General features: G+C 67.2%; 19 protein-coding genes and 1 tRNA gene. 9 read left to right on the top strand and 11 right to left on the bottom strand.

The window, feature by feature from the left end; translation table 11 throughout:
• Positions 1-23: 23 nt before the first annotated feature.
• The 5 genes from NJQ44_RS14190 to NJQ44_RS14210 all read right to left on the bottom strand — a co-directional run bounded on the left by NJQ44_RS14190 (position 24) and on the right by NJQ44_RS14210 (position 4,903).
• Complete coding sequence (locus NJQ44_RS14190; RefSeq protein WP_254272006.1) at positions 24-776, bottom strand: potassium channel family protein; 753 nt, start codon at positions 774-776, stop codon at positions 24-26.
• Between the two features lie 247 nt (positions 777-1,023).
• Positions 1,024-1,953: an alpha/beta fold hydrolase gene (locus NJQ44_RS14195; RefSeq protein ID WP_254272007.1), complete on the bottom strand. Its 930-nt coding sequence runs from the start codon at positions 1,951-1,953 to the stop codon at positions 1,024-1,026.
• Positions 1,954-1,998: 45 nt separating this feature from the next.
• Positions 1,999-3,084, bottom strand: a complete 1,086-nt coding sequence (locus tag NJQ44_RS14200) for a S1C family serine protease (RefSeq protein WP_254272008.1) — start codon at positions 3,082-3,084, stop codon at positions 1,999-2,001.
• Between the two features lie 94 nt (positions 3,085-3,178).
• Positions 3,179-3,784: an NADPH-dependent F420 reductase gene (locus NJQ44_RS14205; RefSeq protein ID WP_256557218.1), complete on the bottom strand. Its 606-nt coding sequence runs from the start codon at positions 3,782-3,784 to the stop codon at positions 3,179-3,181.
• Positions 3,785-3,820: 36 nt separating this feature from the next.
• Positions 3,821-4,903 carry an anthranilate phosphoribosyltransferase gene (locus tag NJQ44_RS14210; RefSeq protein WP_254272010.1) on the bottom strand — a complete coding sequence of 361 codons (1,083 nt, stop codon included), beginning with the start codon at positions 4,901-4,903 and terminating at the stop codon, positions 3,821-3,823.
• Between the two features lie 109 nt (positions 4,904-5,012).
• Here NJQ44_RS14210 and ahbB point away from each other — a divergent pair, with 109 nt between their 5' ends.
• The 3 genes from ahbB (at position 5,013) to mptA (ending at position 7,732) form a co-directional block, all read left to right on the top strand.
• A complete protein-coding gene (gene ahbB, locus NJQ44_RS14215; protein WP_254272011.1) occupies positions 5,013-6,059 on the top strand; it encodes a siroheme decarboxylase subunit beta in 1,047 nt (348 codons plus the stop codon).
• 90 nt (positions 6,060-6,149) lie between these two features.
• A complete protein-coding gene (locus NJQ44_RS14220; protein ID WP_254272012.1) occupies positions 6,150-6,743 on the top strand; it encodes a response regulator in 594 nt (197 codons plus the stop codon).
• A gap of 62 nt (positions 6,744-6,805) precedes the next feature.
• The gene (mptA, locus tag NJQ44_RS14225) at positions 6,806-7,732 is read left to right on the top strand and encodes a GTP cyclohydrolase MptA (protein WP_254272013.1); all 927 of its coding nucleotides are present in this window, start codon (positions 6,806-6,808) and stop codon (positions 7,730-7,732) included.
• 36 nt (positions 7,733-7,768) lie between these two features.
• Here the strand turns inward: mptA and NJQ44_RS14230 are convergent, their stop codons facing one another.
• On the bottom strand, positions 7,769-8,575 hold the full coding sequence (locus NJQ44_RS14230) for a TrmB family transcriptional regulator (protein WP_254272014.1): 807 nt from the start codon (positions 8,573-8,575) through the stop codon (positions 7,769-7,771).
• 91 nt (positions 8,576-8,666) lie between these two features.
• Positions 8,667-10,280: a DUF255 domain-containing protein gene (locus NJQ44_RS14235; protein ID WP_254272015.1), complete on the bottom strand. Its 1,614-nt coding sequence runs from the start codon at positions 10,278-10,280 to the stop codon at positions 8,667-8,669.
• A gap of 97 nt (positions 10,281-10,377) precedes the next feature.
• Between NJQ44_RS14235 and NJQ44_RS14240 the strand changes: the two genes are divergently transcribed.
• From NJQ44_RS14240 to NJQ44_RS14250, 3 genes are all read left to right on the top strand, one after another.
• Entirely contained in the window at positions 10,378-11,757 is a 1,380-nt protein-coding gene (locus NJQ44_RS14240) for a cytochrome P450 (RefSeq protein WP_254272016.1), read from the top strand.
• Positions 11,758-11,921: 164 nt separating this feature from the next.
• A complete protein-coding gene (locus tag NJQ44_RS14245; protein WP_254272017.1) occupies positions 11,922-12,485 on the top strand; it encodes an FxsA family protein in 564 nt (187 codons plus the stop codon).
• Positions 12,486-12,570: 85 nt separating this feature from the next.
• Positions 12,571-12,644, top strand: a tRNA-Ile gene (locus tag NJQ44_RS14250).
• 179 nt (positions 12,645-12,823) lie between these two features.
• Here NJQ44_RS14250 and NJQ44_RS14255 read toward each other — a convergent pair.
• Positions 12,824-13,393 carry a hypothetical protein gene (locus tag NJQ44_RS14255; RefSeq protein ID WP_254272018.1) on the bottom strand — a complete coding sequence of 190 codons (570 nt, stop codon included), beginning with the start codon at positions 13,391-13,393 and terminating at the stop codon, positions 12,824-12,826.
• Positions 13,394-13,647: 254 nt separating this feature from the next.
• Between NJQ44_RS14255 and NJQ44_RS14260 the strand changes: the two genes are divergently transcribed.
• Complete coding sequence (locus tag NJQ44_RS14260; RefSeq protein ID WP_254272019.1) at positions 13,648-14,097, top strand: TRAM domain-containing protein; 450 nt, start codon at positions 13,648-13,650, stop codon at positions 14,095-14,097.
• Between the two features lie 19 nt (positions 14,098-14,116).
• On the opposite strand, the gene NJQ44_RS14265 is transcribed toward NJQ44_RS14260, so the two are convergent.
• Genes NJQ44_RS14265 through NJQ44_RS14275 form a run of 3 tightly spaced genes read right to left on the bottom strand, consistent with a single transcriptional unit; the run spans position 14,117 to position 16,538 of the window.
• Positions 14,117-14,404, bottom strand: a complete 288-nt coding sequence (locus tag NJQ44_RS14265; protein ID WP_254272020.1) for a DUF3006 family protein — start codon at positions 14,402-14,404, stop codon at positions 14,117-14,119.
• Complete coding sequence (locus tag NJQ44_RS14270; protein WP_254272021.1) at positions 14,401-15,840, bottom strand: lamin tail domain-containing protein; 1,440 nt, start codon at positions 15,838-15,840, stop codon at positions 14,401-14,403. The genes NJQ44_RS14265 and NJQ44_RS14270 overlap by 4 nt, the downstream gene beginning before the upstream one ends.
• Positions 15,841-15,899: 59 nt before the next feature.
• A complete protein-coding gene (locus NJQ44_RS14275) occupies positions 15,900-16,538 on the bottom strand; it encodes a helix-turn-helix domain-containing protein (RefSeq protein WP_254272022.1) in 639 nt (212 codons plus the stop codon).
• A gap of 150 nt (positions 16,539-16,688) precedes the next feature.
• On the opposite strand from NJQ44_RS14275, the gene idi reads away from it, so the two are divergent.
• Both idi and NJQ44_RS14285 read left to right on the top strand, forming a co-directional pair.
• The gene (gene idi / locus NJQ44_RS14280; RefSeq protein ID WP_254272023.1) at positions 16,689-17,249 is read left to right on the top strand and encodes an isopentenyl-diphosphate Delta-isomerase; all 561 of its coding nucleotides are present in this window, start codon (positions 16,689-16,691) and stop codon (positions 17,247-17,249) included.
• 41 nt (positions 17,250-17,290) lie between these two features.
• Complete coding sequence (locus NJQ44_RS14285; protein ID WP_254272024.1) at positions 17,291-18,121, top strand: hypothetical protein; 831 nt, start codon at positions 17,291-17,293, stop codon at positions 18,119-18,121.
• The last annotated feature ends 19 nt before the right edge of the window (positions 18,122-18,140 follow it).

The raw sequence follows: 18,140 nt of genomic DNA on the forward strand, positions 1-18,140 counted from the left end.
CCTGCCCATGGGGCGTCCGCTGGTCACAGTTGGGTCGAGACCTGCTGGCCGCTGACCACCTCCGGAATGACGACTTCGTCGGCCCCGGCACGGAGCGCGATGGATTCATGCATGCTGTCGCCCGCCCGAACGACGATGTCGACGCCGGGCGCGAGTTGACGCCCGGTAATCGTTATCTGGATGTTGGTGTCGGCGTCGTCGATGGCCCCGACGACCGTTCCCGCCCGGTCGATACCGGCCGCTTCCAGTATTTCCTCCCGACGCGCATCACCGGTGAGCGCCAGATACCCGTCGTCGATAGCCCGGTCGTACTGCACTTCCTGTCGTTCGATGACGACCACGTCCCGGTCGTCGTCCAGACCGGCACAGACGGTCTTCCCGAACGTGCCGTAGCCACAGACGACGACGTGGTCGTCCAGTTCCTCGATACTGCGTTCTACTTGCATCTGTCGTAGTTCCTCCTGAATCCTTCCGCCGAACGTCGCCGAGACGAGCGTCTCTCCGATCCAGAGTCCGGCGACGACGAGACCGGACAGCACCACGATGGCGTAGGCCTTCACGAGCGTGGCCGGGCCCTCGTGGCTCTGGAAGTGGAGTTCGATACTGGTGGGGTCGAGTAACCAGAACAGCGAGTCGACGACACCGACGCCGCCGAGCGTGCTGAACCCGACCACGCCCGCGAGGACGACGGCCACGAACCCGCCGACGGGCCGGAGCATCCGCCGCAACAGCGGCCGGTCGACGACCGCGCCCAGCGGCAGTGCCGACCCCTTCATCCGGTGCTACTCGTCAGCGTGGCCCTAGCGACCCGGCCCGTGAGGAGAGCGGCGACTGAGCGGGCGACGCCGCCGTTCGGCCACGCTGTCGTCCCGTCGGGAGACCGTCTCTCCGCACACCGTCCATAATACCGGACACGACTGGTTCGAACGTCCACAAACATTACGTGAAAACGGTCGTCCGAACCAATATATACGCGTTATCATTAAACACCTCAAAGAATACCCGGAAAATATATCGATTTCGTCATCGGGCGTATCCGCGACCGAGGTGCGATAGCACCGCGTCCGTCACCCGCTCCGGCGCGTCCATCTGGACCCAGTGGCTCGCGTCCGGAAGCCGGTCGACCCGAACGTCGGGAACCCACCGCTCCAATCCATCGGTCAGCGAGCGGTCGAGCGCGAAGTCCTGTTCGCCCCAGACGAGCAGGGTCGGCGTCTCGACGCGCCCGTCCAGTTCGCCGCCGGTGAGCCGTCGCTTCAGCGTCGCCCGCCCCATCGCTCGGTAGTAGTTGATGGCCGCCGTCAGCGCCCCGGGCCGGGACAGCGCCGCTCTGTACCGCTCCACGTCGGCCTCGCTGAACGCGTCAGGGCGGACCGTCGACTCCCGGAACACGTCGTCGAGAATCGCGTAGTCGTTCCATCGGAAGCCGAACTCGGGGAGCCACGGGAGTTGGAAGTAGGCGACGTACCACGACTTCAGCAGTTGCCGCGGCGACCGCGTGGCGACCTCCTCGTACCGCGCGGGATGTGGCGCGTTCAGCACCGCGAGTCTGTCGACGACGCTCGGTCGCTGGATGGCCGCGTACCACGCGACGAGGCCGCCCCAGTCGTGGCCGACGACGCAGGCCGACTCGCGGTCGAACGCCCGCACCAGTCCCACCATGTCGCTCACCAGTTCGTCGACGTGATACGCGTCGACGCCAGGCGGCTTCTCCGAGCGGTTGTAGCCCCGCATGTCCGGGGCGACGACCCGGTAGCCCGCCTCGGCGAGCGCGGGAATCTGGTGTTTCCACGAGTACCAGAACTCCGGGAATCCGTGGAGCAAGACCGCGAGGTCACCGTCCTCCGGACCGGCGGTCACCGCGTGCAGGCGGACGCCGTTCGTCTCGACGAACTCGTGACTCCACGCCTCGTCGCCGGGGACCGTCGCCGCGTCGTCGGGGCTGTCGGGCATCGTCGACGCTTCGGGCCGGCGAAAAAAGTGGATTCCGTCCGGTCGTCAGCGGATGGGGATGTCGCCGTCGTCCGGGTGGCCGCCGCTCGGTCCCCGGCGACCCGGGCCACGACGCCCGTCCCTTCCCTCGGACCCGTGACGGCGCTCACCGCTCTCACGACCGCGACGCGGCCGAGAGCCGGGTTCCGGCCGTTCGCCCAGTGTGACCGACTCGGTGAACTCCTCGCCGTCGCGCCGGACGGTCAGGTCCACCTCGTCGCCGGGGTCGGTCGCGGTCAGCAGATAGCTCGTCAGTTCCTCCGTCGAGCGAATCGTGTCGCCGTCGACGCCGACGACCACGTCGCCGCCGATGGGGACTTCTCGGCCCCGGACGCGGGTCACGCGGTCACAGCCCCGGAGAACCGCCGCCGATTCTCGGCCCACGTCGACGACGAGGACGCCCGTCGCCTCGTCTAAGTGGTTCGCCTCCGCGACGGTCGGCGAAACGTCCACTGTTCGGACGTTGAGGTACGCCGGACGGAACACGCCGTCCTCGACAAGCGCCGGGACGACGCGCCGGACGATGACCGGCGAGACGGCGAAGCCGATGTTGTCGCCGCCCTTCGCGCGGTTCACGCCGACGACGGTGCCGTCCAGCGTGAGCAACGGCCCGCCGCTGTTGCCGGGGTTGACCGCCGCGTCGGTCTGAATGGTCTCGGGAATGGCGAAGCCCGTTCCCGTCGGATTCGAGCGGTTCGTGCCGCTGACGTAGCCGACGGTGATGGTCCCGTCCAGCCCCATCGGGTTGCCGATGGCGGCGACGCGGTCGCCGGGTTCGGGATTCCCCTCGGCAACCGGAAGCGGTTCCGCGTCGTCGGGTAGGTCGGTCACGTCGACGACAGCGAGGTCCGTGTAGGGGTCGGTCCCGACGACGGCCCCCGTTCGCCAGTCGCCGCCGTGGAACCGCAGTTCCACGTAATCGGTGTCGCCGACGACGTGGTGGTTCGTGACGACGTGCCGGTCGTCGTAGACGAATCCGGAGCCAGCGCCGCCCCGCCTTCGCTCGTCGCCCGACGGGTCGGTGACGTACACCGACACGACCGAGGGGATAGTCTTCTCGTACAGTTGTTTGATGGTTGGTTCGTCTGACATCACACACCGAGTCCACTCACACGAGACTGGCCCGTGCCAGCAAGACTCACTATAGGTAAAGACTACTACTATTTAATCTATTCCCCGAGGCTCGTCACTCTCGCAGGAACCGGAACGCGATGTCTCGGCCCTCCGATCGACTCAGATGTATCCAGAATCGCGCGAGGTGTTCGAGGTGAGCGGCCGCCGAGAGGTCTCCGGCGACCACTGGGTCGAATCCGAGGTCGGCGGCCAACGTCTCGACCGGTGCCGTCTCCGCGCCCGCGACGAACATCGTCGCTCGCTGGCCGTCGACGACCGGGTCGGTCATCCTGTTCGCCCCGATGGTGTTGAACGCCTTGACGACGGTCGCGTCGGGCGCGGCGTCGGCGACGCGGGCGGCGAGAGAGCGGCCTGCTTTCGCTTCGGGGTACTCGTTGGCCGCGTCGACCACCGTCTTTCCGGCCATCGTCTCGGCGAGGTCGGCGGCCACCTCAGTCACGACGCTCGCTGGCAAGGCGAGGACGACCACGTCGCCGTGGGCGGCGGCCGACTGCTGGTCCCGCACCTCGACAGCGTCCGCGGACTCGCCAAGGTCCGGCGTCGCCGCTGCCGGATTGCGCGACCCGAGGACGACATCGTGGTCTACCGCGCTGAACCCGCGTGCGAGTGCGCTCCCGACGCTCCCCGTACCGATGATTCCGACGCGCATACCTGACAGACGGTCGAGAGGAACAAAAACGTCCGGTCGGCGAGTTCAGAAGGCGCGGAGGTCGTCCAGTACCGCGGCCGCGCTCCCGTCGGCGATAGCTTCCCGTGCCTGTTCGAGACCGTCGTCGATGCTGTCGGCGTCCTCGCGGGCGTAGATTCGCAGGGCGGCGTTCAGCGCGACGGCGTCGGCGAACCCGTCCTCGCGGTCGCCGGTGAGGACGGCCTCGGTGATGGCCGCGGACTCGGCGGCCACGTTCTCGACTTGGAGGGCGTCGCTCGTCACGTCCATGCCGTACTCGGCGGTGCGAATCTCGAAGTCGGCGATGTCCTCGTCGTCGCTGTCTCCGGCGACGGGCCACTCGGCGACGATGGTCTCGCCGGGGCGCACGTCGTCGTACCCCTCCATCCCTTGGAAGAACAGCGCGCGCTCGACGGAACTGGAGTCGGCGTTCTTCAGCGTGCGAACCATCTTCTTCGCGAACGGCAGGTGGTAGAAACTGCCCAGGTGGACGCTCGCGCCAGCGGGGTTGGCGAGCGTCTCGACGGTGTTGACGAAGGTGCGGACCCCCATGTTGTCCCGGCGGTCGAACAGCGCGTCGATGCCGGGGTTGAACTCGGGTTGGTAGTAGAAGCCGAAGCCGGTTTCGTCGACCATATCGGCGCTCGCCTCGGGAGCGAGTTCCGTGCGGACGCCGAGTTCGTCCAAGACGTGCTTGTAGGCGTCCTGTTTCTGTGTCGGGACGCGGTCGCCCGAGTGGACGACGACAGGCGTGCCCGCGGCGGCGGCGACGACGCCAGCCGCGACGCCGAAGATGGCCGACCGTCCCTTCCCGTCGTAGTTCGCGCCGCAGTCGACGGGGTCGGCGTCGGGTTCGGCGGTGACGACGGATTCCTCGGCCATCACGTCGACGTACGCGCCCAGTTCTTCGGGGGTGTTTCGCTTCCAGCGGTTCGCCAGCCAGAACCCGCCGAGCGTCGTGTGGTCGGGTTCGCCGTCGAGGATGCGCTGGAAGGCCTCCCGGGCCTGTTCGCGGGTCATGTCGTCGGCGGATTTGTGACCGGACCCGACGACCTCGGTCATCAACCGTTTGAGGGGCCATTCGCCGTACTCCCGGGTCGCTTGTGCCATGCGAACGCGTTCGAGTCGGAGTTTGAAAGCCCCTCTGTTTCGTTCCAAACTCGCGGGAATCCGCGACAGGCCCGAAAGGGATACACCCGTTCACTCCTAACGCGAACCAATGAGCCTCCGGTCGGGTGACTGGCGCGAGCGTATCGACGACGTGGACGCCGCTCTCATCGACGAGTATCAGAGCGACTTCCCCGTCCGCGAACGGCCCTTCGAGGCCGTCGGCGAGGAGTTGGGCATCTCGGACACGGAGGCCCTCGAACGCGTCGAACGCCTCCGTGAGGCGGGGGTCTTCCGGCGCTTCGGCGCCGTCCTGAACCCGCCGGTCATCGGGTCGTCGACGCTCGCGGCCGTCTCGGCCTCCGAGGACCGCTTCGAGACGGTTGCCGAGATAATCAACGAGTACCGGCAGGTGAACCACAACTACGCCCGGGACCACGAGTGGAACATGTGGTTCGTCGTCACCGCTGGCTCTCGGGAGAAGCGCGACGAGATTCTCGCCGACATCGAATCCCGGACCGGGTGTGCGGTACTCACCCTCCCGATGCTGACCGACTACTACATCGACCTCGAATTTCCGGTGGTGAACGGCGACAGGTTCGCTCGCGAATCAATCGAGGGAACCGACGCCAGCGCCACGCGCATCAGCGAGGACGCCACCGCCGACTTCTCGGCGCTGGACCGCCGCCTCCTCTTGGCGATTCAGGAGGGGTTCCCGCTGACGGCGACGCCGTACCGGGACATCGCGGCGGCCGTCGATGCCGACGTAACGGACGTGCTGGCGGCCATCGAGCGCCTGCGAGACGACGGCTGTATCAAGCGCATCGGCTGTGTGGTCAACCACATCACGACGGGGTTCGACAACAACTGCATGGTCGTCTGGGACCTGCCGGACGAGCGTCTGGACGAACTGGGCCAACGAGTCGGCGAGTTGCCCTACGTGACGCTGTGTTACCACCGGCCCCGCCGCCCCGAGCAGAACTGGTCCTACAACCTCTTTACCATGATTCACGGGCGGGACGCCGACGCCGTCGACGCGAAGATAGACGAACTCGCCACGGAGTATCTCCCGTTCGACCACGACCGCCTGTACTCGACGGAGACGCTGAAGCAGACGGGGGCGCGGTACGACGACATCGTCGGCGAAAAATCGGATTGAGGCCGCCTCAATGGCGCTTCACCGACGACTGTTCAATTCGATTACCTGTGGCAACAAACTTTACAATCGCTGACCATATCTTGTGACAGTATGACAGCGACCGGGGTGGGGACGGTCCTCGTCGTCGACGATGAGGCCGACGTCGCCGACGCGTACGCCGCACAGCTGGGCGACCGGTACGAGGTCGAGACAGCGTACAGCGGAACCACAGCGCTCGAAGCGCTGGACGCGTCGGTAGACGTAGTGTTGCTGGACCGCCGGATGCCCGGCATCTCCGGCGAGGAGGTGCTCGCGGCCATCCGAGAGCGAGACATCGAGGCCTGCGTCGCGATGGTGACCGCCGTCGACCCGGCGTTCGACATCATCGAGATGCCGTTCGACGACTACGTCGTCAAGCCCGTCTCGAAGGACGCCCTCGTCGAGACGGTGGAGCAACTGTACCGGTGTTCCGCCTACCACGACCGGTTGCGGGAGTACTACGCGCTGACGGCGAAACACGCCGCGCTGACCGAGACCACCTCGCACGCCGAACGCGACGACAGCGAGGCGTTCCAGTCCCTCGAAGCCGACATCGAGGCGGTCCGGGCGTCACTGGACGACATCACGGCCGAGTTCGAGGTGTCGGACTACGAGCGCGCCTTCGCGCACGTCGGCCGGTCGGCAGACTACGTTACCTCCGAGTAACTCCCGTAGTCGGACTGAGGCTTTCGAAAACACTAACCGAACCTCGTCCCTAGGCCGGGTCAATGAGTCAGCAACTCCCGGACGTACAGGCGTCGAGTCCGGACGTGACGGTCGGCCTCAACCGCGTCGGCGTAACGGGCGTGGACAAACTCGTCAAACTCGGCCGCCGGGACCGCGACCCCATCGTCCTCATGGCGGAGTTCGAAGTGTTCGTCGACCTGCCGTCGTGGCGGAAGGGAGCGGACATGTCGCGGAACATGGAGGTCATCGACGAGACGCTAGAGACGGCCGTCTCGGAGGAGGCCTACCGCGTCGAGGACGTCTGCGGCGACGCCGCGGAACTCCTCTTGGAGAAGCACGACTACACGACGAAAGCCGAGGTGCGGATGGAAGCGGAGTACGTTACCCACGAGAAGACGCCCGAGAGCGGGGTCGCCACCCAATCGACGGCCACCATCATCGCCTCGGCCACTGCCACCGAGAAGGGGACCAGCGAGGAAATCGGCGCCCGCGTCACCGGCATGACCGTCTGTCCCTGCTCGCAGGGGATGTCGGCGTCCCGCGCCCGAGAGACGCTCCGAGGCCTGCAAGTCGAAGACGAGGTCATCGACGCGTTCCTCGAAGAGATGCCCCAAGCCGGTCACTCCCAACGGGGCCACGCGACGCTCACCGTCGAGAGCGACGGCGCGCCGGAAGTCGACCTCAACGAACTCATCGAACTCGCCCGGGACTCGATGAGCGCACGCATCTACAACCTCGCCAAACGACCCGACGAGGACCACATGACCTACGAGGCCCACAAGGACGCGAAGTTCGTCGAGGACTGCGTTCGCGCGATGGCCGAAGGGGTCGCCAACCGGTTCCCGGACCTGCCCGAAGACGCCGTCGTCACGATGAAACAGTCCAACGACGAGTCCATCCACCAGCACAACGCCCACGCCGAACGCGTCGCCAAACTGGGCGACCTGCGCGGGGAACTCGACGACTGAATCGCGCCCGCCCGGACGGCCACCGCTGACTGCCGCTCAGGGCGGGTTGATGGTCGTCGCTTCTGCCCAGTGGTCGTCGAACGCGCGGCTGATGTCGGCGGTGAAATCGGGGTCCTTGAGGTCGATGACGCCGAACGTCTCCTCGCGGCCGAGCGGGTGTGGCACCTCGATGCACACTTCGATGTCGTCGATGAGTTCGAACGTCGTCGTGATGTTGGGACTCGCTCGGGCGTTGTAGTTCTCGTACGGCGAGAGCCGTTCGTAGTACTCGCGGTTGGCCTCCGCCGGGAGGTTCTCGAAGAGGTCGGGGCGAACGAGGAGGTTCACCTCGACGCCGCGTTCGAGGGCCGCTTCGAGTTCGTCGACGATGCGTTCGGTCGCCTCGATGATGTCGACCTGTCGGGCGGGCGAGGACCCGACGACGACGATGCGCGAGTCCGCCGCGGCCAACCGCTCTAAGAGGAGGTCCAGCGTCTCCTCGGGGCCGACGGCGGCCGTCCAGAACGGTTCGTCGACGGGGTCGGCCGTCTCCAGTTGCTCCGAGAGGTTGTCGACGATGTCCTCGTACTGTTCGGCCTTCGCTTCGAGTTCCTGTTTCTTGTCGTCGAGCAGTCGGTCGAGCGCGGTGTCGGGTTCGACGGCGACGTACTTCTTCGGGCGACTCGCGGTCTGACTGCGCACGAGGTTGTACGTCTCCAGACTGTTGAGCACGTCGTAGATACGACCCATCGGAACGTCACTAGCTCGTGACAACTCTTTGGCCGTTGTCGGCCCCGTCTCCAACAGCGACCGGTACGCTCTCGCCTCGTACTCCGAGAGTCCGAGGTCCCGTAGGCTTGCCATACGCCACCATCTCGCTCATCCGTCAAAAACTCATCGAAGGTTTACCGTTTCTCACCGTTTCCGTCAGTTGTCGCGGGTCGGCGGCGCGCCGTCAGTCGTCGCCGGTCAGCGCCGTCTCCAGTTCGGCGGGCGTCGTCGCCTCGGCGGTGACCGTCTCGCCCTCGTACCGGCGGGCGACGCCGTCGCCCTCGGAATCGGGGACAACGGTCGTCTCGTGGTCGGCCAGTCGGAGCGCTGCCCGGTGGAGGTCCGTCCCCGCGTCGGTGCCGACGACGAGCGTCTGCGGGTCCCGCAGGCGGGCGACGACACCGGCGTATCCCGCGACTTCGACGCCCATCCGCTCGGCGGCCCCGGCGAAGGACTCGACGGCCTCGACGGCCACCTCGCGGTAGCGGTCTTCGCCGGTGAGCGCGGCCAAATCGACCAGCGCGTCCGCGAGTTCGACCGTCGCGTCGAGGGGATGGAGCGAGCGGCCACAGAGGCCCGCACCGCTGTCGGGGCCGTCACGGAACGCGCCGCTGTCCTGCTGGCGGTGCTCGATTGTCCAGTCTGCGATGGTCTCGGCGGGGCCGCCCTCGCCGAGCACCTGCCAACTCGTCGTCAGCCCCGAGAGCAGTTGGGCCTGGTCGAGCAAGAGGCCGGTGTCGCTGTCTTCGCCGTCGTAGTGAGCCACTTCGCCGCCTTCGACCAGCGTCTCGGTGACGTAATCGCGGGCACGGACGGCGTAGCGCTTCGTTCGCTCGTCGTCTGTGTAGGCGAACAGCCACAGGAGGGCGTCGATAGCGAGGCCGTTCCGGTCGGCGAACACCGTCTCGTCGACGTAGGGCGCGTCTGCGCTCTCCCGGTCGCTCGGACTCAGGCGGTAGTAGTCGTCGTCACCTGCCTGACTCCCGGCGAAGGCCTCGTCCGTCCAGCAGTCCGTCGTCAGATATTCGACGGTCTTCTCGGCGGCGTTTCGGTACGCGCCGTTGCCGGTGTAGCGATAGCCGCGCGCGAACGCTCGGACGAGCGCCGCGTTCTCGTCGGTGAGTTTCTCCCGCCGGGGATTCGACCAGTCCCGACCCGCCGCGTAGCGGAAGAAGCCGCCTTCGTAGGTGTCGAACAGGTGGGTCTGGACGGCCTCTAAGGTCCGGGTCGCTTGGTCGCGCGCCCGCACCAGCGCGAACTCGATGGTCCGGGGGAGCGGGAACTTCACGTCAGACCCCCAGCCACCGAACTCCTCGTCGAAGGACCCGAGCAACTGCTCTATCATGTGTTCCTCGATGCGAGCGCGCAGTTCGCCCGCGGGCGGGGCCTCGTCCTGCAGTTGCCGGGGTATCGACCCGGCGGTGGCCCCCTTCGCGTCCCACGACTGCCGCACGCTGTCGAGGATGCCGCGGAACCCGTCCGGGCCGAGGAACGTCGCCCCTGTGATGACCTCGCCCTCAGGCGTCAGGAACACTGTCGACGGGAACCCGCCCATCGTGTAGCGCTCGCGCACGCGAGGGTTCCGGTCGGCGTCGACGCGAACCGGCACGAACCCGTCGTTGATGTTGGCCGCGATGCGCGGTTCGCCGAACGTCCCGCGGTCCATCGCCCGACACTCGGCGCTCCACGGCACCGTCAGCGAGAGCAGTACCGGCTTGCCGCTGTCGGCGGCCCGTTCGAAGGCCGCCGACCCCCACTCGCGCCACTCGACTTTCGTCTCCGCCGCGAACTCGTCCATGCGGAGGTGTCGGCGGTGGGCGTACAAATGGGCTGTCACTCCGGACCGAGCGCGACCTGTCGAAAGACCGATTTGTCGGTCACACCTACGTCGAGTCATGGTCGCCCAACAGGAGGCGCGCGGCGAATCGGGACCGGTCACGCCGGACGAGACGCCCCCGCGACTCGGTCGCCTGCCGGTCGTCCACAACACGGTCTCGATGCTCCGGGACCCGCTGGGGTTCTACGACGCGGTCGGCGAGGTCGACGCCGACGTGGTCGGCTACAACGTCGCCGGGACGACGGGCTACTTCGTCACCCATCCGGACCTCGTCGAGCGGATTCTGGTCACCGACGCCGCCGACTACGAGAAGGGGCAACTACTCCGGGACTCACTCGGGGAGTTCATCGGCGAGGGCCTGTTCCTGCTGGAGGGCGAGGAGTGGAAACAGCAACGCACCGCGCTCCAACCGGCCTTCTACCGCGAGCGCATCGCCACCTACGGCGACAGCATGACCGCCTTCGCGCACGAGACGGCCGACGAGTGGGCCGACGGCGAGCGGGTCGACCTCCTGCCCGCGATGCGGACCTACACGCTCCGGGTGCTCGGGAAGACGCTCTTGGACGTGGACATCGACCGCACCGCCGAGTCGCTGGAACCGCTCCTGTCGGCGCTCCGAGAGCGACTGGACCCGCGCACGCTCTCGGCGTATCTCCCGCTGTGGGTCCCGACGCCGACCAACCGCCGGGTCCGCGAGAGCCGTGCCGCCTTCGAGGCGACGTTGGACGACATCATCGCCGAGCGACAGGGCGAAGCAGAGCGCCACCGCGAGGCCCGCTACGACGTGCTCTCGCTGTTGCTGTCGCTCGACGAATCGACGATGGACCGGGAGCGACTGGGCCACCAACTCCTGACGTTTCTGGTCGCGGGCCACGACACGACGGCGCTGACGCTCACGTACGCGTGGTTCCTCTTGGCGAACAATCCCGATGCCCAGCGCCGCCTGCAGGCCGAACTCGATGCGACGCTCGGCGGCGCCGACCCGACGCCCGCGGACCTGTTCGAGTTGCCGTACCTGGACGACGTGCTCACGGAGACGCTGCGACTCTACCCGCCCGCGTTCACGACGTTCCGCCAGCCCACCCGCCCGGTGACCCTCGGGGGATACGACATCGAACCAGACGCACAGTTGACCATCCCGCAGTGGCTGGTCCACCGCGACGAGCGATGGTACGACGACCCGGACGCGTTCCGCCCCGAGCGCTGGACAGACGCGTTCGAGTCCGACCTGCCCGACTACGCCTACTACCCGTTCGGCGGCGGCCCGCGTCACTGCATCGGGATGCGCTTCGCCCGCATGGAGGCGAAACTCGCCCTCGCGACCATCGCCCAGCGCTACCGGTTCGAGGCCGTCACCGAACCGCCGCTGGAACTGGCGATGCGCATCACGCTCTCGCCGACCGAACCCGTGGTGGCCCGGGTTCACGAGCGAACCTGAGCGACTGGAGCACCCGTTCACTCCCGCCGTCACTCGCAAATGCGGTACTCTCCTCGCGGCGCCACGGGGCACTCCGTTCCCGGTGTCGCTTCGAGGACCCTCGCTTCGCTCGCCACCTCGCCACCTCTCGAAAGGCGTTTGGGTCCGGCCCTACAAGCGGGTGTATGCTCCGGGTCATCGGGCTGCTGTTGCTCATCCCGCTGTTCGACATCGTGCTGCTGGTGACGGTGGCGATTCCGTTCTTCGGGCCGCTGGTGACGGTGGCGCTCGTCGTCCTCACCGCCCTCGTCGGAATGCTCCTCGTCCGCGCCGAGGGCCGGGCCACGCTCCAGTCCATCCAGCAGAAACTGGCGACCGGCCAAGCGCCGACGAACGAACTCATCGACGGCGGCCTGCTCATCGCCGCCGGTGCGTTCTTCCTCACCCCCGGCCTCGTCACGGACGCCGTCGGCCTCCTGCTGGCGATTCCGTTCACCCGCTACCCCGTCCGTGCGGCCGCGCGCCGCTGGGTCATCGAACCCTATATCGACGCCAAGACCGGCGGCTTCGCCAGCGGCAACGTCTACATCGGCGGTTTCCCGAACGAGAGCGGCCAAGGGCAGGGACAGGCACAGGGACAGGGACCGGCGGGCGGCCCCGGACCCAGCGGCTCCGGCGGCGCCACCACCGGCGGCTTCGACCCGGACGACGCGACGGACATCGACTTCGAGGAACGCGACGAGAACTGACTCCCTGTTGCGGTTTCACAACCCGCACGTCCGCGAAACGTTACCCTTTTCTATACCCCTCGGGTACACCAAGATGCGCTCACCTGGGCCAATAGCTCAATCAGGTTGAGCGCTCGGCTGATAACCGGGAGGCTCTCGGTTCAAATCCGAGTTGGCCCATCCCAAATTCGCCCGGTTTTGTGCCGGTGCGAAAATGGGGTCAAAACTCCCCAGCCAATCACTTTCCGTACACTACTCCTCTCGACCGGCAGGTGTCGCAGTCGTCGGCCGTCCGACAGACGATATCGACTCATAGCGGCCGTGAGACGTGTGGAACCGACCCCGAGTCACGGCGACGGTTACCCGACGACGTAGAACCAGATCCCCAGTGCGACCAGCGCCCACAGCAACATCGCACCGGCTCCCATCGTCGCGTGTTCGGTCCGCCGCATCGGACTCCCGAGGAGGAAGTCCGCCCACCCGAACACGCCCACGAGCGGTGCGAAGAGGACCCACAGCAACGCGTTCGACGATATCGGGCGGCGAGTCGCGTCGGCACGCGGGGGACGAACCGAGCGAATGGTCCGTTCGAACCACGACGGTGGCGTCGCCCGAACCTCCCCAGAGTCGGCGTGCATCCAGAACTGGTCGCCTTCGGCCATCTTCGCGGTGGTCGCCGCGTAGCCGATGTCGTCGAGAAACGACTCCAAGGGAGTCCCGTCCAGCGTCGTCGGGATGTCGAACCGCTTCACGTCGCGGTGCCCGTGGAACGTCTCGAAGACGAACCGCACGCCGTCGCTGTCCGTGTCACCCGCCGCCTCGGTACAGACACACTGGACCCACGGCCCTTCGGTTCGGTTATCGAGTGCCGCCAGCGTCTCGAACGCGTCGTCGCTCGTGGTTGTGCTCGTCGTCGACCGCTGTGCCATAGATAGTCAATCCCACTCCCGTAGTACCACTACCCGAGTCCTCTCCCTTAGAGCTATTTGCAGACGCGCCGATACGAACGCGCTCTCACACGAACGACGATATCCGTGCCAGACGCCACCAGTCGGGACCGGCCACCCGTCGCCGCGTCGCGGCGTCGAGGACGGCGGACAGTGCTGTCCGGCTTTCCCACGAGGGCGGGGCGGTCCGCTGAGAGGTCGCAAGCGTTTTGCTGGCGGCCGGTTTAACCGTCGGTATGCCTGACTGTCCGCTCGCCGACGAGTGTCCCAGTTTCACCGAACGCATCGAGGGGATGGGGTGTACGCACTACGGCGACCGCGGCGGCGCGGAGTGGTGTAACCACTACAGCCAGCCGATTTCGGACTTGAAGAGCCAACCGGTGAAAATCGGGCAGGAGGTGGAAGTCGAAGTCGACGACATCCACGAGAGCGGCGCGGGCGTCGGCCGCACGGAAGACGGCTTTATCGTGATGGTCGACGGCGTCCTCCCGCCAGCGAAATCGCTCGTCAAAATCACGAAAGTCCGGTCGAACCACGCCCGCGCCGACGAACTCGAACGACTCGAACGCGACGAGGACGACGCGGACGACGACAGCGACGCGGCCGACGCCGACGACGGCGAGGCCGAAGACGACGCGGACGACAACCGGCGACTCGGTAGCCGCGACAACTTCTGGGGCAGTTAGGGCCGGTCGCCTCGACGGGTCACTCCTCGTCGTCTCGCGGCAGTCGCTTCGCGAGTCTGTCGAAGCGGCGCTGTGCGGACTCCTTTCGTTCTGCCGTCTCGGCCTTCCGATAGACCGCGTCGATTATCTCCTCGTCTTCGAGTTCGACAGTCAGTATCGCGTCGGCGTGGCGGCCGTCCTCGGGCAGTTCGGTCTCGTCGAGGACGAGGCTGTACCGGTCGTCGCTGTCCTCGTCGGTGACTTCGAGCGTCGCCAGTGACTCCTCGATGCGGTCGACGACCACGGTGTAGACGCCGTCAGGAATCATGGATAGGTCTCCGTACGCACCCGGTCACCAGAAGCGTTGCTGAGGACGACGGTGTCGCCGTCGTTGTTCCAGACCGGTCGGTCGAGGCCCCAGTAGAGGTCGGTCGCAGTGTCGGCTCCGCTCCCGGTGTGAACGGTGACGGTCGCACCGGGGTCGAGCGTGAAGCCGTCGGGGAACGCGTACTCGTGGTCGGCGGCATCGGCCATCGTCCACCCGGTGAGGTCCAGCGGTCGGTCGCCGTCGTTTCGCAGGACGACGTACTCGTCGTCGAGGTTCGCCCGGTCGTCGCCCGCGGCGTCGGCATTGATGCGCGCGATTGTGAGTCGTGAATCGTCGGCCGTCGTCGTGGTGCCGCCGTCGGCCGCAACGGGCGTTCCGGTCGCGGCGTCGAGCGTCGCTCGCGTCGTGAGCGGCAGGGTCGTTCCGGGAGCGGTTGCATCGCCCCCGCGGAGCGCCAGCGGGTCCGTCGGCGCGGCCCGTTGGGTCCGTATCGCGATTCGCTCGCCGTCGCTGACGAAGGCGATATGGCCGTGCGTGGCCGTCCAGTAGGCGGGCACGTCCCGCGCGGCGAACCGTTCCAGGACCTCGGGACTCGGGTGGCCGTACTGCGAGTCGTAGGCGCTCGAAATCGCGGTGACTCGCGGCCGGACGGCGTCGAGGAAGGGCGCGGTCGAACTGCTCGCGCTCCCGTGGTGTCCGGCCAACAGGACCGTCGACTGGAGGCTATCGCCGTACGTCTCGACGAGGTAGCGCTCCGCGTCCGCCTCGCCGTCGCCGGTGAGCAGAAACGTGGTATCGCCGTGGGTCAGTTGCAGAACGATGCTGTTCTCGTTGCGCGCGCCGCCGTCCAGATAGGGTTCGGGCGGCGAGAGCACTCGAATGTCGACCCCGGCGAACGGAAAGGCGTCGCCCGCCCGCGTCTCGAACAGCGAAACGTTGTACTCGACGACGGCGTCCAAGTACTCCTCGTAGGTGCGCGTGTTCGCGGCGATGCCGGGGTCGTAGACGGCCCCGACGCCGTCGGCCTGTGTCTCGTAGTACTCGATGATGGCGGCGTTACCCCCGATGTGGTCGGCGTCGGCGTGGCTGACGACGAAGTGGTCGATGCGGGTGACGTTCCGCTGCTCGAGGTACTGCAAGACGTACTCGCCGTCGTCAGTGAAATCGCCCGAGTCGACGAGCATCGTCTCGCCGCTCGGACTGACGACCAGCGTGGCCGAGGACTGGCCGACGTTGATGACGTGGACTTCGAGCGTCCCGTTCGCCGCGGTATCGGTCGGGCCGCCGTCGGGCGGCGTGGCTGTCGCCCCGACGCGGTCGGTCGGTGACGGCGTCGGCGAGGGAGTCCCCGCGTCGGCGGGCACCGCACCGCCGCATCCCGCGAGGACGACGAGGGAGGCGACCAGCGCGGTCACGACCCACGAGGTGTCGCTCATCATCCCAGCTAGGACTTCCAGCACGATATATCGTCGCCTCAATGGACCGCGAGCGCTCGTCAGTCGGCGAGAACTTGGTCGAGCAGTTTCGTCTGGGCGGCCGCGAGGTGTTCGGCGAGCGTCGAGACGGAGATATCGAGTGCTGCCGCCACGTCACCGGCGTTCGCACCTTTCGGGTACTCGAAGTAGCCCATCTCGACGGCAGTCTCCAGCACTTCGCGCTGGCGGTCGGTGAGTCGACTCCGGTCGACGAGTACCGCGTCGGTCGGGTCGGCGTCGTCCGCTTGCCGGAGCGAGCGGAGCACCACGTCGTCGGACAGTTCCCGCAATCGAGCGACGATGGCAGTGACGCGGGCAACGTCCAGCGCGTCGACAGTCACCAGTAACCGGCCGTCTGCGGCGTGAGCGTCGCTGACCGGACAGTCGACCGACTCGACGGTTTCACAGACGCAGTCGGCGCGCGCTCGCTCGAAGCGGTACCGGGGTTCGGTGTCACCGTCGACCGCTTCCTCGATACTGTCCAGTGCTCTTGGGCTGTCGGTCTCTGCCGCGAACTCCGCGACGATACCCCCGTCTTCGAAGGGGGCGGTTCGCGCGACGCTCGTCACGGTCGCCCCCGGTTCCTCGGAGATGGCGGCTATCGGGCAGGCCTCGGTCGACGCCACCGAGAGTTCGGCACTGACGCCCGAATCTGTCATGTCTGGAGGTCGGGACGCCCCAAATATAACGGACGGGGCGCGTTCCCAGCCGCTGAGAACCCTCGGTCGACGAGCGCGTGGCCGCTGAGGGATGCGTGATGCGTGGGAAGTCGAAGCGCGTAAGAATCCCCTCCGAGATTGATACGATATATGACCACTGACGCGGACGAGACGCACAAGAACGCCGAGCAGGACGTCATCGCCGTCGACGCCGACGACAACGAGCAGGGGCTCGTCAATCGGCTGGAGGCCCACACCGGCGACGGCGTCCGCCACCGGGCGTTCACGGCGCTGCTGTTCGACGAGGACGACCGAGTGTTGCTGGCCCAGCGTGCGGCCACGAAGCGCCTGTGGGACACCCACTGGGACGGCACCGTCGCCTCCCACCCCGTTGAGGGACAGACGCAGGTCGAAGCGACCGAGGAGCGCCTCGAAGAGGAACTGGGCGTCACGCCCGACCAGTACGAGAACCTGCGCGTGACCGACCGCTTCGAGTACAAGCGCTACTACGAGAACGCCGGGCTGGAGTGGGAGGTCTGTGCGGTCCTGCAGGCGACGCTGACCGACACCGACCTCGACCCCAACCCCGAGGAGGTCGACGGCCTCATGTGGGTCCCCTACGACCACCTCCGCGAACACCCCGAGTACTACCGCCAACTCCGTCTCTGTCCGTGGTTCGAAATCGCGATGCGACGCGACGACGAACGGTAGCCAGCACGTAGTTTTTTCCACTGGGCAGTCGCAGGGAGACTATGCTTTCGGCGTTCCTCTGGGAGTTCCTCCTGCCACTCGCGTTCATCGCGGTACTGCTCGTCGCTATCGACCGCTATCAGGACCTGCGACTCCTCGCGTACCTGACCGCCGACCGAGAGCGCACCGTCGCGTTCGTCGGCGGCGTGGCGTTCGTCCTCGTCGTCACCGGTGCGACGTACGCCCTCGGGTCACCGCCGTCCATCGGCGGTCGCTACGACGTGTCGCTGTACCACGTCGGGTTCGTCGTCCTCCTCGTCGGCGTGTTCATCACCGTCCACGGCCTGCGCCACTACGGCCTCGCGACGACGCTCCGGAAGGCGGCGCACGTCGACCCAAGTGGCACGCTCCCGGACGGTCCCGTCGCGGTCACGGGTGTCGCGGAATCGGCCGTCGGGACCGTCTCGGCCCCGCAGAGCGGCGAGTCGGCGCTGGTCGCCGAGGCGGGACAATTGGCGGGCGGCGAAAAGTACGCGGCGTCGGCGAGCACGGGGCGGGCCCAGCAACTGCTGGACGCCGAACGCGTCGGCCGGTCGTTCGAGGTGACCGACGAGTACGGCGCGGTCCGGGTCGACCCGGCCGACGCGACCATCGGATTCGTGGTCGGCGAAACCGACGGCGGGACCCTCGAACGCCGCGTCGAACCCGGCGACTCGGTGACCGTCGTGGGCCGCGCGGAAGGCGGGCGACTCGCGGAGACGCTGGTCGTCGCCAGCGCGGGGAACCACAACGTCGACCGGTTCGCGGGCAACGTCCCTCGACTGGCGAAACTCGGGCCGTTCGTCGTCCTCGTCGGCGTCGGCGTGATGGCCGTGACTGCGGGCGTCGTCTGACTTTTCCGCGCCGTCGCCC

Source organism: Haloarcula marina, from assembly GCF_024218775.1.
Lineage (GTDB): Archaea > Halobacteriota > Halobacteria > Halobacteriales > Haloarculaceae > Haloarcula > Haloarcula marina.

Coding starts and splice junctions, on each gene's coding strand:
- NJQ44_RS14230 (WP_254272014.1), bottom strand. CDS start 8,575: ATGGCAAGCCTACGGGACCTCGGACTCTCGGAGTACGAGGCGAGAGCG.
- NJQ44_RS14190 (WP_254272006.1), bottom strand. CDS start 776: ATGAAGGGGTCGGCACTGCCGCTGGGCGCGGTCGTCGACCGGCCGCTG.
- NJQ44_RS14275 (WP_254272022.1), bottom strand. CDS start 16,538: ATGACAGATTCGGGCGTCAGTGCCGAACTCTCGGTGGCGTCGACCGAG.
- ahbB (WP_254272011.1), top strand. CDS start 5,013: ATGAGCCTCCGGTCGGGTGACTGGCGCGAGCGTATCGACGACGTGGAC.
- NJQ44_RS14220 (WP_254272012.1), top strand. CDS start 6,150: ATGACAGCGACCGGGGTGGGGACGGTCCTCGTCGTCGACGATGAGGCC.
- NJQ44_RS14200 (WP_254272008.1), bottom strand. CDS start 3,084: ATGTCAGACGAACCAACCATCAAACAACTGTACGAGAAGACTATCCCC.
- NJQ44_RS14195 (WP_254272007.1), bottom strand. CDS start 1,953: ATGCCCGACAGCCCCGACGACGCGGCGACGGTCCCCGGCGACGAGGCG.
- NJQ44_RS14255 (WP_254272018.1), bottom strand. CDS start 13,393: ATGGCACAGCGGTCGACGACGAGCACAACCACGAGCGACGACGCGTTC.
- NJQ44_RS14285 (WP_254272024.1), top strand. CDS start 17,291: ATGCTTTCGGCGTTCCTCTGGGAGTTCCTCCTGCCACTCGCGTTCATC.
- NJQ44_RS14270 (WP_254272021.1), bottom strand. CDS start 15,840: ATGAGCGACACCTCGTGGGTCGTGACCGCGCTGGTCGCCTCCCTCGTC.
- mptA (WP_254272013.1), top strand. CDS start 6,806: ATGAGTCAGCAACTCCCGGACGTACAGGCGTCGAGTCCGGACGTGACG.
- NJQ44_RS14260 (WP_254272019.1), top strand. CDS start 13,648: ATGCCTGACTGTCCGCTCGCCGACGAGTGTCCCAGTTTCACCGAACGC.
- NJQ44_RS14240 (WP_254272016.1), top strand. CDS start 10,378: ATGGTCGCCCAACAGGAGGCGCGCGGCGAATCGGGACCGGTCACGCCG.
- NJQ44_RS14265 (WP_254272020.1), bottom strand. CDS start 14,404: ATGATTCCTGACGGCGTCTACACCGTGGTCGTCGACCGCATCGAGGAG.
- NJQ44_RS14235 (WP_254272015.1), bottom strand. CDS start 10,280: ATGGACGAGTTCGCGGCGGAGACGAAAGTCGAGTGGCGCGAGTGGGGG.
- NJQ44_RS14245 (WP_254272017.1), top strand. CDS start 11,922: ATGCTCCGGGTCATCGGGCTGCTGTTGCTCATCCCGCTGTTCGACATC.
- idi (WP_254272023.1), top strand. CDS start 16,689: ATGACCACTGACGCGGACGAGACGCACAAGAACGCCGAGCAGGACGTC.
- NJQ44_RS14210 (WP_254272010.1), bottom strand. CDS start 4,903: ATGGCACAAGCGACCCGGGAGTACGGCGAATGGCCCCTCAAACGGTTG.